Here is a 13,843-nt window from a genome sequence, read left to right on the forward strand (position 1 = left end):
CAGCCTTTCTTTCCGTCGCTCTGACTCTTCTTTCCGCCGCAGACCTTTCTTTCCGTCGCTTCAGCCTTTCTTTCCGTCGCTTTGGCTCTTCTTTCCGCCGCAGACCTTTCTTTCCGTCGCTTCAGCCTTTCTTTCCGTCGCTTTGGCTCTTCTTTCCGTCGCTTCGCCCTTTCTTTCCGCCGCTTAGACTCTTCTTTCCGTCGTAGCCTTTTCTCTCCACCTCTTTTACTATTCTTTCTATCGCATCCTTTTATTTCCGTAAAGCTTTAGCTCTACTTTCTGTGCAAAAGCGCAAAAAAAACTGTCCAACATGTAAGTTTTACTGTTTGGACAGTTTTTGCATCATAGTTTTTTAATCTTCTTTTTCGATTAGTGCTGCTAATGCTGTAACCGCTTGCTCAGCATCGTTGCCATCGCCACTAAGTACAACCTCTGTTCCTTTTGCAATCGCTAAGCTCATAACACCCATAATGGATTTAGCATTTACTTTTTTCTCGTCTTTTTCCAGAAAGATATCTGCGCTAAAACGATTTGCTTCTTGTACAAATAGTGCTGCTTGTCTAGCTTGTAGTCCTAATTTTAATTTTACATGGACTCTTCTCTCGGTCATTCTTAAAACTCCCCTTTACTACCGTTCATCTATTATTTTTATCTTACCTTACTTACTAGCAAAAGAACAATACGCGATTAGGCTTTTCACATTCATACCTGAAAAGTATGAAAATTTAACCACCAATTTTTTCTCCGCTTCTTAATGCATCGGCTATTTCATCTATTTTCCGTAATCGATGATTGACACCGGATTTACTAACCGTTCCACTTGATACCATTTCACCAAGTTCTTTTAGTGTGACGTCTTGGTATTCTACGCGTAATCGTGCAATTTCACGTAGTTTTTCTGGCAATTGATCTAGACCTATTGAATTTTCAATAAATCGGATATTTTCTACTTGACGTAATGCTGCGCCTATTGTTTTATTCAAGTTCGCTGTTTCACAGTTGACTATGCGATTGACACTATTTCTCATGTCTCGCAATATACGGACGTCTTCGAATTTCATCATTGCTTGATGCGCTCCAGCAATGTTAAGGAAATCTGAAATTTTTTCCGCTTCTTTTAAATAAGTTACAAAGCCTTTTTTTCGTTCAATTGTTTTTGCATTTAGCTCAAATTCATTCATTAAATCCATTAAAGCCTCGCCGTGCTCTTTATATAATGAATAAATTTCTAAATGGTAGGCGGATGTTTCTGGATTGTTGACAGAGCCACCAGCTAAAAATGCACCCCGTAAGTATGCTCTTTTTTGACCATTCTTTTTAATGAGCTTCCGAGAAATAGTATGATTAAATTGAAAGTCGTCTGAGATGATTTCTAAATCAATCAGTAGCTCACGCGCACCTTCTCTTACGCGGCAAATGTATACGTTATTTTTTTTCAAACGCATTTTTTTTCTAACAAGTAACTCTACATTATACGGATACAGCTTCTTCATAATCGTATAAAGTCTTCTTGCGATTGCAGCGTTTTCAGTTTGTACGTCTAAGCTTAACTGTTTATTAGCAAAGGATAATGAACCATTCATACGAATTAGGGCAGATACTTCTGCTTTCATACAATGATTGTCCGCTTCTATTTGAGTTAACTCTTTTTTCGTTTCAGAAGCAAAAGACATATCACGCCCTCCTTTCAACTTTTTGTTCTATGTATATGTTCATCTTATCATATACAATAAGCGCTTTATGATTCACTAACTTCTTGTTCATAGATATTTGCGTAATCTACAAGCCATTTCGCAACGTTTGTAGCATTATGACGCACCGTCCCATCTGGGCGAATCGTGGCAATATCCCGTTTAATAACCTCTAATCCCATGCTTTCAAGCTTTGCAACGTCGAATGTTACTGGCTCAGCACACTCTTCCTTATAAAGCTCTTTTACAGGATGAGGGAGTTTTACATCATTTACTAATATAGAATCAATGAAGGAGTCTCCAACATGTTTATATATAGCTTTAACATGATCACCTGCTGTATATGAAATGGTTTCACCTTTTTGAGTCATTAAATTACAAACATAAATTTTTCTTCCTTTAGCCTTTACAACAGCTTCTCCTATTCCTTTTACAAGGAGGTTTGGAATTATGCTTGTATATAAACTTCCTGGACCAATTAAAATATAGTCAGCACGATATATTGCTCGAATAGCCTCTGGTAACGGTTTCACATTTTCAGGCACTAAAAAAACTCGACTAATTCGTTTTTTTGCCTTTGGAATTTTAGATTCCCCTTCAATGATTGAACCGTCCTCAAGCTCAGCATGTAAGTTTATCTTTTTGTTGGCAGCTGGTATGACGCGACCATGGACCTTTAAAACCTTTCCCATTTCGCTAATAGCATGGTTAAAATCCCCAGTAATATCTGTTAAAGCAGTCAGCATTAAATTACCTAATGAATGCCCACGTAAATCTTCTGATGCAGAAAATCGGTATTGAAACATTTGCTCTACAAGCGGCTCAACATCCGATAACGCCGCGATCACATTACGGACATCACCAGGTGGTGGAATATCATAGTCATCTCGTAAACGTCCTGAAGAACCACCATCATCTGCTACTGTCACAATTGCAGTAATATCAAATGGGTGGTGCTTGAGCCCTCGTAGTAACGTAGAAAGCCCCGTACCACCACCAATTACAACAAGCTTTGTTCGCTTCTTTCCCATTCACTCAATCCTTTCTACGATTGATGTCACGATGTGTAATAACAGTGTTTTCCTTTCCGGCTAAATATGCCCCAAAATACTCTGCTAATGTTACTGAACGATGCTGTCCTCCAGTACATCCAAAGGCAATGACAAGTTGTGATTTGCCCTCTTGTCTATAGAGCGGAATCATAAATTCAAACAAATCCGTTAGTTTTTGAATAAGTGTTTGCGTATCTTCAAGTGCCAGAACATAAGAAGATACCTCAGTTTGTAAACCTGTTTTATGGCGTAACTCTTCTACATAATATGGATTTTTCAAAAAGCGGACATCAAATACTAAGTCGGCATCTATCGGCATACCATGTTTAAATCCGAAAGACATGATATTTACCGAGAAAATATTATCAGCATCGCTGGCAAATTCTTTAGCGATTTTTTCTCGTAGCTCTTTAGGCTTCATATTAGATGTATTATAGACAAATTTAGCGCGACCTTTTACTTCGGATAAAAGCTTACGTTCTTGTTTAATGCCATCTAATGGTAAACCATTTACAGCCAATGGATGTGCACGTCTTGTCTCTTTATAACGTCTAACTAAAGCTGCATCATCTGCATCTAAAAATAAAATTCGTGCAACGATGTCACCTTCTTTAAGAATATGGTCGAGAGCGCCGATAAGGGAATCAAAAAAGTCGCCACCACGCATATCCATGACAGCTGCTATACGTGTAATATTTTTACCCGAATCCCTTAGCAAGGTTAAAAATGTTGTGAGTAACGCTGGTGGTAAATTATCAATACAGTAATACCCTAAATCCTCAAAGCTTTGAATAGCTACTGTTTTCCCAGCTCCAGACATTCCTGTAATAATAACCAATTCATGTGTACCTTTTGGTCCTTCAACCACCACTGTCATGCAGCTCCTTTATTGTTCGATTGATATTTGTATTTTCTCATGCAGTAATTCAAAATCAGTTGTGTATTCAAATGTACCGTACTGAATGCCTGATTGTGAGATAGCAAATTGTAAGTTTGTTCGATCACCTTCAGCCATTGGCAAATGTTTCAAATCCTCTACTGGGTGCCATGCAAGTTCGCCTTCTCTAGTTTCTTTAAACGGTACTCCTTCTACATCCTTTGCAACAAATGTATAAAGCATCCATTCGTCCACTACCTCATTATTTTCTTTAATAACCATTGTATAAACACCCTTTAAATGAGCATTTATTGGTGTGACATTTGTTTCTTCTTTAAACTCGCGTACTGCAGCCTCATAAATCGATTCACCGCTCTCCATTTTACCGCCAGGAGCTACGTACCAGCCACGTCTCGGCTTCTGAAGTAATAACACTTGACCGTCTTTTACGGCTATTAAATTTGCAATTCTTTGCATAGGCACACCTCTAATCTCTTTTGCATTCTACCTTTTATTATAGCAAGACCAGACAAGGTTTGTCCTCAATTCTAAACTTTACGTCATTTGCAATGGTAACTTCATCGATGCTGTTTTTAACCTTTACTCAAACATATGAAACTCAGTCATAAAAATTTCCGTTCACAACAAAAATAGGCTGCTCCACCTAATTTGGTGGAAACAACCTACTCAACAAAATAAAAGGGGGATTGCTAATTACAATATATATATTACACCTTTTATATGTCATTCAAGTTACAACTATATTAAGAGCGTATTAAAATTGTATTTTTTTCCTCAAAATATTGATCTTGGGATCATCACCAAAACGTGTGGTTGTTTTTCGTTCCGACTGGGCGCTTTGTAGCTGACGCTTCGCTTTCGCACAGTCAAAACATTTGCTGCCGCTACATTAACGCTACGCTTTCGCACAGAAAACATCCGCTGCGCTGCAGGGTCTCGGGCCAACACGATGTTGGTCACGAAGGCGTTATCACAGGATGTGATGCTTTTAGCCTTCGTTCCTCTATTGCTGATCCCCGAGGATTCGCCCAGTCTCCACTCCAATCAACTATTTACATAGTAGACGTTTTAACAAAAGTCATCCATAACTTTTGGTGATGAACCTGATCTTGGGCATTCTACTAAAATATTCACTTGACTGCACACCCATTTTGGGAGGAGACTGCCCTTATCAATGATCCATTTTAAGCATTAATTTTTTCTAATAATTCTTCCACATAGTGCTGTACTGCTTGTGCTGCAATACTTCCGTCCCCTGTCGCTGTAACGATTTGACGAAGTGATTTTTCACGTACATCTCCAGCTGCGAAAATACCTGGTACTGTCGTTTCCATATTATCATTTGTCAAAATATAACCAGCATCATTTAAAATACCTAGAGACTCAAATAGTTTTGTTAACGGAAGCATACCAATATATACGAATACGCCATCAGTAGCAAAATCAGATTCTGTACCATCTACAGTTGATTGTAATGTTACACTTCCAACTTTACCGTTAGCCTCATTAATTTCTTTCACTGTTGCATTCCAAATGAAATCAATTTTTTCATTAGCAAAGGCACGATCTTGGAGAATTTTTTGTGCACGTAATTTATCACGTCGGTGCACAATTGTTACTTTATCAGCGAAGCGAGTTAAATAAACGCCTTCTTCAACAGCAGAATCCCCGCCACCTACGACAACAAGATTTTTTTGCTTGAAGAATGCACCATCACATACTGCACAATAGCTGACACCACGGCCTCCAAGTTCTTTTTCGCCAGGCACGCCCATTTTTTTATACTCGGCACCTGTAGAGAGAATAATTGCTCGCGTTTTATATTCTTTAGTACCTGATTTTATTGTTTTATATTCCTCACCATCAATAATTTCAGTTACGTCGCCATATGCATACTCTGCACCGAATTTCTTAGCATGATCGAACATTTTTGTAGATAGCTCAGGCCCTAGTATTGTATCAAACCCAGGATAGTTTTCTACTTCTTCTGTATTTGCCATTTGTCCGCCAGGGATCCCACGTTCAATCATTAAAGTTGAAAGGTTGGCACGTGATGTGTAAACAGCAGCAGTCATCCCAGCAGGACCTGCACCAATTATTACTACATCATAAATTTTTTCTTCTGACATAAATACTTCCCCCTAAACAGATTTTTTACTTTTTTATAATAATGTTAGTATGTTCATCGTATGTGAAAGTAAAAAGTTATTCAACTATGTTGCTCACGTCTAATTATGAGTGTCTGGTAAAAACATTAAAATCTCTTCAATATACTTCGACAAAGTTGACACTGACACTCCGTATTGCTGAGCGATTTCTTTTTTTGTAACTTTAAGCATTCGGGAAGAACGAAATAAATAATCATTTGCTCCTGCAATAGCTGCTGGATTTGTAAAACGATAATTGTTCATCAATGCTTGCTCACAAAGTACAAACCACATTTGGAACATTGGTGCAATTAATGTCGTTAACTTTTCATACTGTTCTAGTAAAATTTCTGGCACACTAACTGCTCGTATAAAGCTAGCCTCTACTTTGTTTTTCATATCAAATTGATGTCCTAATGCATAGGCGAGGAATAGCTTTTCATACGCGTTAAATTGGTCAACATCTATCCATTTTGGATGCGCAATAATTTCCTGTTTATGTGCTGTACAGCTTAATAAAAACAAACCAAATATGCGTTCACTTGTATATTCGCTCTCTAGCTTTTCTACAATATAATCACGGTCATGTTCTAATGCATCAAGTGAATAATCGCTTTCTTCTTGACGCCAAGGTTCAAAGCCTTCTTTATCGGGATCTAGCTCAAGTAGCTGCTCCCATATACTCTTTGAAATTTCTTCATGTCCTGAGAAATAAGCGGCATGTGATAACCAAAAGTAAAAGCCAGCATCGCCTACATAGCCTCTTTTCTGCATGCTACGCAACCATTTAAATGCTAAATCATATTGTCCAACGAGCGCTAATGTTGCACCCAGTTTGTAGCGATGTTCCCATAAGTATGGTTGAATTTTCACAAGTATTTCTAAAAGACCCTTTAAATCTTCTTCATTTTTTTCATAGTATGCGATAACCGTTAAATTACATAGTGCATGTAAATTCCCTTTATTTTCACGTAATACAGTGTTTAGCAGAGCTTTCGCTTGTTCTGCTTCACCTACATAAAAATAGGCAAGGGCTAAGTTATTATAAGCTGACCAAAAATCTGGTCTATCTTCAATTAAGTCTTCTAGCATTTTAATAGCTTCAGGGAAATCTCCCTTTTCCATACAACGTCTCGCCTGTTCTTGACGATATAAATCTTCAGCTGAACCTTCAAGCTCCTCAAAATCATCCTGCTCAAAATCAACAAACTCTAATATTTCAGCAGCTTCATCTGCATAGGCACCTTCTGGCTCTATTTGTAAATATTGCTCTGCAAAGCGCTTAGCATCATGTAGGATGCCGATACATCCTGAAACCTCTGCCATGTAAAAAATAATTTCTGGATTGTCTTTATCTATTTGATAGGCACGACGAAGTAGATCATACGCTTCCTCGAAACGTTGACCCTCTAACTCTATTATCGCTAATTGTAATAAAATCATCGGATCATCAGGGCTTAAATCAACTGCTCGCTGTAAATATTTATAGGCTTTATTCATTTGTCCGCTATTCATTGCTTGAATTGATTTTTTATAATAATAGTCGCCTGTTGGAATGAACGACACTATATTCGTTTGATTCTCTTTTTGACGTTTCTTTTCCAAAATATTTCCTCCGAAACAAGAAATAAGGAACGTATTATACGTTCCTTTACACAGTAACTTCTATTATAACATACAATAAGCAATATGCCGTTATTTCTCCTCGTGACGTTTTTCTAACACATGTAACACGTCATAAATACTTACTTTTTGCTCTTGCAGTAATACTAGTAAGTGATAAATTAAATCGGCGGCCTCCCACTTCACTTCTTCTGCATCGCGATTTTTTGCACCTATGACAACTTCAGTTGCTTCTTCTCCAACTTTTTTACAAATTTTATCGATTCCTTTATCGAACAAATATGTAGTATACGTCCCTTCTGGCATTTCTTGCTCACGCTTTTCAATGACCTTTACGAGTTTAGAAATAATCTCAACAGATCCGACCTTGGCATTGTGCTGAATAATCTCCGTAAAGCAAGAAGTTGTTTCATTATGACAAGCCGGTCCAGCAGGAATTACTTCCACAATTAATGCGTCACCATCACAGTCCGCCTTGATAGATACAACTTTTTGCGTATGACCACTCGTTGCCCCTTTGTGCCAGAGCTCTTGACGTGAACGTGAGAAGAACCATGTTTCTCCCGATTCAAGCGTTTTTTCTAGAGATTCTTTATTCATATACGCTACAGTTAGTACTTCTTTTGTATTAGCATCTTGTACAACCGCAGTGACAAGACCTTTTTCATCAAATTTAATGCTGTCAATCATCTCACTGTCACTCCTTTTTCACGTAAGTATTCTTTTACTTGTGCTACGCTCGTTTCTTTATAATGGAAGATGGATGCTGCAAGTGCTGCATCTGCATCGATACCTTCAGCTAATACCTCGTAAAAATGTTCGGCATTCCCTGCACCGCCGCTTGCAATAACAGGAACTGTCACAGCCTCTCTCACAGCTTTTGTTAACGCTAAATCAAAACCGGATTTCTCACCGTCCTGATTCATACTCGTTAATAAAATTTCACCTGCACCTAAGCGAACCGCTTCCTTCGCCCATTCAGTTGCTCGCCATGTTGTTTTGTTTCGGCCCCCATGCGTATAAACCATCCACGTGGCATCTTCTTCGCTATAGCGGGCATCAATAGCTACAACAATACATTGTGCGCCAAAAAAGTCAGAACCTTCTTTAATAAGCTCTGGACGCTCTAAAGCAGAAGTATTCACTGATACTTTATCGGCACCTGCACGTAAAATACGTTTCATATCATCTAACGTTCGAATTCCACCACCTACTGTGAATGGAATAGCTAATGTAGCTGCAGTTTGTCGTACGACATCCACCATTGTTTCACGACCTTCATGTGATGCCGAAATATCTAGAAACACAAGCTCATCTGCCCCTTGCTCATCATAAAACTTAGCAAGTTCAACTGGGTTACCCGCATCACGTAATGACACAAACTGTACACCTTTTACAACACGTCCCTCTTTCACATCAAGACATGGAATAATGCGCTTTGTTAACATGATGCCACCCCCTTCAACCATTGCTCTAATAAATGCACACCTAGTTCACCTGACTTTTCAGGATGGAACTGCATGCCCGTAATAGAGCCATTTGCCACAATGCCAGGAACTTTAATACCATGATAATCCGCATAAGCGACAAGCTCCGTTTCATCGATATCAGTTGCATAAAATGAGTGCACAAAATAAACATGCTTTGCCGTTACTTCACCATTTAACCAAGAAGGATGCTTTGTCACTACGAGCTCATTCCATCCCATATGCGGCACTCGATACTTCTGTGCAGCTTTGTCACCAGTAAATCGTTTAATGCTTCCTTTAAAAAAGCCCAGCCCCTTCGTCGGAGACACTTCTTCACTTTGTTCAAATAACAATTGCATGCCTAAGCATATTCCGAGAAGTGGTCGATTTTCTGCTTTCACCTTGTGTAAATATTGATCTAAATTCGTTTCAGCTAAACGTTTAATGGCATCTGGAAACGCTCCAACACCAGGAAGTAACAGTGCATCTGTTGCATCTAGCACTGTCTCGTTAGCCGTCACAACAACCTCACAGCCAAGTCGTTTTAATGCTTGTTCAACGCTAAATAAATTTCCCATTCCATAATCAATAACACCAATTTTCACGTTAACAGCCCCTTAGTCGATGGTACACCTTTAACACGTGGATCAATTTCCACTGCTGCGTCAATGGCACGTGCTAACGCTTTAAAAATAGCTTCGATAATATGATGGGTATTATGGCCATAAGGTACGATCACATGAACATTCATCCGTGCCTCAAGTGCAAACTTCCACAAAAATTCATGTACTAATTCAGTATCGAAGCTACCGACCTTTTCCTTCAACTGTGGCACACGATATTCTAAGTGTGGACGATTCGAGCAATCTACAACGACCTGTGCAAGTGCATCATCCATTGGCACAAATGCTGTGCCGTAACGCTTTATTCCTTTTTTATCTCCGAGCGCTTCACGAATAGCTTGGCCTAATACAATTCCTAGATCTTCTGTTGTATGATGATCGTCTATATATGTATCACCATTCGCTTCTATCGTCCCATCAAAAAGCCCATGTTTAATAAATAGGTCAAGCATGTGATCCATAAAGCCAACACCCGTTTTAATATTTGCCTTCCCTTCACCATCTAAATCGATAGCTACAGAAATTTGAGTTTCATTTGTTGTACGTTCAACTTTTGCATATCGTTTCTTTTCAGTCATTGTATTACCCCTTTTCCCAACCACGCGATTCCACTGCACGCGCATGACCCTCTAAGCCTTCCATACGTGCTAGACGTGCAATTTTCGGTGCGTTTTCTGCCCAAGTTTTTTCACTATAAAAGACGACGCTCGATTTTTTCACAAAATCATCGACGTTTAAGCCGCTTGCAAAGCGTGCAGTACTATTCGTTGGCAGCACATGATTTGTCCCTGCAAAGTAATCACCAACTGGTTCAGAGCTATAACGGCCAATGAAAATACCCCCTGCATGTCGTACTTGCTCAGCTACAGCCTCAGCATTTTTTGTGACAATTTCTAAATGCTCAGGCGCTAGCGAATTAATGGCATCTACGGCATCTACCATTGTTTCAGCCACATAAATGACACCGAAGTTTTCTATAGATGCACGTGCTACCTCTTCACGCGGTAAAGTCGTTAATTGCTTCTCCACTTCATCAGCTACTTTTATAGCCAATTGTTCAGAAGTCGTTACTAAAATGGCACAAGCTAATTTATCGTGTTCAGCTTGTGATAAAAGATCGGCCGCGATTTCATCAGCAAATGCTGTGTCGTCTGCTAACACGGCAATTTCACTTGGGCCTGCAATCATGTCAATTGCTACCTCACCAAACACTTCACGTTTTGCTAATGCTACAAAAATATTTCCTGGGCCCGTAATTTTATCAACTGGAGAAATTGTCTCTGTACCATACGCAAGAGCTGCAATCGCCTGAGCTCCACCGATTTTGTATATTTCTTCTACTCCTAAAATATGCGCTGCAGCAAGCACACCTGGAGGTAATTTTCCATCGCGACCTGCTGGTGATGTTATAACAATGCGCTGGACACCAGCAACTTGTGCAGGGATAACGTTCATCAAGACAGAAGAAGGGTATGCTGCTGTACCACCAGGAACATAAAGACCTACTGCATCGAGAGCAGTAATTCGTTGTCCAAGCCATGAACCATCTGTAAGTTCCAAGCGATAACCTAAACGTTTTTGCTGCTCGTGATAAAGGCGAATGTTTTGAGCAGCTTCTGTTAAATCAGCATAAAGCTGTTGATCAATTGTATTAGCGCCCTCTTCTAACTCTTCCTTCGTGACGCGTAAATAGTCAGGGGCAAAACCATCCCATTTTTCTGTATAAAAACGTATGGCTGCATCACCTTGTGCACGAACATCTTTCAATACTTGACGTACAACCTTTAACTGTTCTTCATTTCCACCTTCCAGTGGTCGTTTTAAGGAAATACCTTTTTCTAGCTTTACTATTTTCATAGGATTAATCTCCTTTAAATCTAGGGATGTGCCTCTTTCAGACAGTAGACATTTTTATTTAACGCATTTTTTCAAACGTTTCACGAGATCGATAATACGATCGCTCTTCATGCGATAGCTTACTGGGTTGGCAATTAATCGTGATGATACGTCTGTAATAAATTCATACTTCACTAAGCCATTTTCTTTCAATGTCCGGCCCGTTGAAACAATATCAACAATTCGATCTGCCAAGCCAATCATAGGCGCCAATTCAATCGATCCATTTAGCTCAATAATTTCAACCTGCTCTCCAATACCCTTATAATATTTCATTGCAATATTAGGATATTTCGTCGCTATTCTTGGTGCAATTTCATTCATCGTCGTATCAGGTAAGCCTGCTGATGCGATATAACAAGTACTTATTTTTAAATCCAGCAATTCATGCACTTCTCGTTGCTGTTCTAACAAAACATCCTTCCCGGCAATACCAATGTCAGCTACACCGTGCTCAACATAAACAGGAACATCCATCGGCTTTGCTAATATAAAACGTATTTTCTCTTCTGGAATCTCAAGCATTAATTTACGAGACATTTCGACTTCTTCTGGTAAATTAAAGCCAGCTTCTAAAAGCATCTGATATGCCTCGTCAAAAATGCGTCCCTTCGGCATAGCAATCGTTAATTCATTCACCGTCAACGTCCTCCTGTCCCACCACAACTACTTCTGTAAAGTGTGCTAAAAAAGCTTCTTCATCGACAAGGCTACTCCTTAACTGTAAGGTAACCTGTTTACCGGGTACACGTAGCGTCTGTACCTTGGTAAGAGCCGCTTCAAATTGTTCTTCCTCAAATAGCACGACTGTAGCTTCTTGTCGTTCATGAGATTGCGCATCAATTGTTTCTAATAGGCGGTCAACACGAATACTAAATCCTGTAGCACCTACTTTTGAGCCAAATACCTCCAGCAATCCGTCATAGCGTCCCCCATTGCCTAATGGAAAACCACTGCCGGTTGCAAACACTTCAAATAACATGCCTGTGTAATAACTCATGTGACTAGAAAGTGTAAAATCAAAGGCTACATAATCCGCCAAGTTTGCCATTTCAAGTAGCTTAGCGAGCTGTTGCATATATTCTAATGCGTCATTTTTTCGCACATATTTTTCAATATCTTGAATTTCTTTTAAATGCATTGCTTCTTCAATAAATTGCAATAATGCATCGGATTTTGTTTTAGGTAAATCAAATGATTCTACTGCGTCTTCAAACCCTACGTAATTGCGTTGTACAAGTAGCGTCCGAAGTATATTTTGTTGTTCAATACTTTCTGTATAATCTTGTAAAATGCAATTTAATATACCAGCATGTCCGATCGTCACTTTAAATTTCGTTAATCCCAATTGCTTTAATAACTCCATTGCTGTCACAATAACCTCAGCATCGGCATATACGGAATTGTCTCCAATTAACTCAATCCCCATCTGATCAAATTCTGCTGGGCGTCCACCTTCCGCTTCCTGTGCGCGAAAGACACTAGCAAAATAAGCAAGGCGTAAGGGAATCATCTCTTTTAATAATTTTGATGTTGCTACTCGTGCAATCGGTGTTGTCATATCAGGTCGTAGTACTAACGTGTTGCCCTGGCCATCTACTAATTTAAATAATTGCGCATTGGCTATCGCTGATGCTTTGCCGACTGTATCAAAATACTCTACTGCAGGTGTTTTAATAAATTCATAGCCTCTTCTGCATAAAAACTCTCGCCCTGTATTTCTTACAGCCTCTACCTTTTCAAAAATTTGCGGAAATGTATCGCGCATTCCAAGTGGTTTTTCAAACATTTTAATCGACGACAATTTTGACACTTCCTCACGTTTCACTTTAATTCACTAGAGTATTAGAGAATTAGATTATGAAAGAATTCTAACTTATTTCTTCTTGCTAGTCAATGCAACTCCGTTTGAATTATCGAATAATTTCAATACTGATTATTCTGTTAATTATACTCGAAAATAAATAAATTGAAACGTATTCAGCAGAGCAAGTTTTTCTCTCTTTAAACTTGTAAACCTTTAGACAAAAAATCTTTTTTGCTCTTCGGGAGGTGGATGTTGATAAAATTTAGAAGTTGGGCAATAAAACTAAAAAGTTGGTATAAACGTTGAAATAAATAACCAAGTATACAGGGAGTGGCGAGCATGATACCCTCGTTCGGTTAACCAGCCATTGATATAACTGGGTTCTAGGCTAGCAAATCATGCGAGTAAAGGCTCCGTGTCAAGTTGTAATTATTCACGCACTTGTATAGAAACGTAGTTAGTCAGCGAAAGTAGACATGATTAGACTAGCAAAAATGTACATTGGTATTTTTATGGTAGGTTGATTTGAGTGAACTTAACGACATAATAAAGTAAAAGACGGATGTCGATAAAATTTAGAAGTTGAGTGATAAAACGTGAAAGTTAGTCGATAAAATTCAAAAGTTGGGTGATAAAT

15 protein-coding genes are annotated in these 13,843 nt (G+C 38.9%); 1 reads left to right on the forward strand and 14 read right to left on the reverse strand.

All coding sequences use genetic code 11. The annotated features are described in order from the left end of the window. Positions 1–187, forward strand: a 187-nt coding sequence (locus ACIPKN_RS16050) for a hypothetical protein (protein ID WP_400937764.1), incomplete at its 5' end; no start/stop codon positions are given. Between the two features lie 165 nt (positions 188–352). On the opposite strand, the gene ACIPKN_RS16055 is transcribed toward ACIPKN_RS16050, so the two are convergent. The 14 genes from ACIPKN_RS16055 to ACIPKN_RS16120 all read right to left on the reverse strand — a co-directional run bounded on the left by ACIPKN_RS16055 (position 353) and on the right by ACIPKN_RS16120 (position 13,203). Next, positions 353–610, reverse strand: coding sequence for an HPr family phosphocarrier protein (locus ACIPKN_RS16055; RefSeq protein WP_053485816.1), 258 nt, complete (start codon positions 608–610; stop codon positions 353–355). Between the two features lie 115 nt (positions 611–725). After that, positions 726–1,673: a DNA-binding protein WhiA gene (gene whiA, locus ACIPKN_RS16060; protein ID WP_400937767.1), complete on the reverse strand. Its 948-nt coding sequence runs from the start codon at positions 1,671–1,673 to the stop codon at positions 726–728. Between the two features lie 65 nt (positions 1,674–1,738). Further along, positions 1,739–2,722: a gluconeogenesis factor YvcK family protein gene (locus ACIPKN_RS16065; protein WP_400937770.1), complete on the reverse strand. Its 984-nt coding sequence runs from the start codon at positions 2,720–2,722 to the stop codon at positions 1,739–1,741. Positions 2,723–2,726: 4 nt separating this feature from the next. Further along, entirely contained in the window at positions 2,727–3,620 is an 894-nt protein-coding gene (gene rapZ, locus ACIPKN_RS16070; protein ID WP_370083598.1) for an RNase adapter RapZ, read from the reverse strand. A gap of 9 nt (positions 3,621–3,629) precedes the next feature. Further along, positions 3,630–4,097, reverse strand: coding sequence for an 8-oxo-dGTP diphosphatase (locus ACIPKN_RS16075; RefSeq protein ID WP_400937773.1), 468 nt, complete (start codon positions 4,095–4,097; stop codon positions 3,630–3,632). 728 nt (positions 4,098–4,825) lie between these two features. Next, on the reverse strand, positions 4,826–5,770 hold the full coding sequence (trxB, locus tag ACIPKN_RS16080; protein ID WP_400937775.1) for a thioredoxin-disulfide reductase: 945 nt from the start codon (positions 5,768–5,770) through the stop codon (positions 4,826–4,828). 99 nt (positions 5,771–5,869) lie between these two features. After that, a complete protein-coding gene (locus tag ACIPKN_RS16085) occupies positions 5,870–7,393 on the reverse strand; it encodes a tetratricopeptide repeat protein (protein WP_400937777.1) in 1,524 nt (507 codons plus the stop codon). Positions 7,394–7,483: 90 nt separating this feature from the next. After that, a complete protein-coding gene (gene hisIE / locus ACIPKN_RS16090; RefSeq protein WP_400937780.1) occupies positions 7,484–8,101 on the reverse strand; it encodes a bifunctional phosphoribosyl-AMP cyclohydrolase/phosphoribosyl-ATP diphosphatase HisIE in 618 nt (205 codons plus the stop codon). Then, entirely contained in the window at positions 8,098–8,859 is a 762-nt protein-coding gene (gene hisF / locus ACIPKN_RS16095; protein WP_400937783.1) for an imidazole glycerol phosphate synthase subunit HisF, read from the reverse strand. Before hisF ends, hisIE begins: the two co-directional genes overlap by 4 nt. Further along, positions 8,853–9,485 (reverse strand): imidazole glycerol phosphate synthase subunit HisH, encoded by a 633-nt coding sequence (gene hisH / locus ACIPKN_RS16100; protein WP_400937785.1) that lies wholly within the window; start codon positions 9,483–9,485, stop codon positions 8,853–8,855. Before hisH ends, hisF begins: the two co-directional genes overlap by 7 nt. Then, the gene (hisB, locus tag ACIPKN_RS16105; protein WP_100544051.1) at positions 9,482–10,081 is read right to left on the reverse strand and encodes an imidazoleglycerol-phosphate dehydratase HisB; all 600 of its coding nucleotides are present in this window, start codon (positions 10,079–10,081) and stop codon (positions 9,482–9,484) included. Before hisB ends, hisH begins: the two co-directional genes overlap by 4 nt. Before the next feature lie 4 nt (positions 10,082–10,085). Beyond that, positions 10,086–11,360, reverse strand: a complete 1,275-nt coding sequence (hisD, locus tag ACIPKN_RS16110; protein WP_400937787.1) for a histidinol dehydrogenase — start codon at positions 11,358–11,360, stop codon at positions 10,086–10,088. A gap of 54 nt (positions 11,361–11,414) precedes the next feature. After that, complete coding sequence (gene hisG, locus ACIPKN_RS16115) at positions 11,415–12,038, reverse strand: ATP phosphoribosyltransferase (RefSeq protein ID WP_142509275.1); 624 nt, start codon at positions 12,036–12,038, stop codon at positions 11,415–11,417. Then, positions 12,031–13,203, reverse strand: a complete 1,173-nt coding sequence (locus ACIPKN_RS16120) for an ATP phosphoribosyltransferase regulatory subunit (RefSeq protein WP_400937791.1) — start codon at positions 13,201–13,203, stop codon at positions 12,031–12,033. The genes hisG and ACIPKN_RS16120 overlap by 8 nt, the downstream gene beginning before the upstream one ends. Between the last annotated feature and the right edge of the window lie 640 nt (positions 13,204–13,843).

Source organism: Lysinibacillus sp. NPDC086135, from assembly GCF_044746345.1.
Lineage (GTDB): Bacteria > Bacillota > Bacilli > Bacillales_A > Planococcaceae > Lysinibacillus.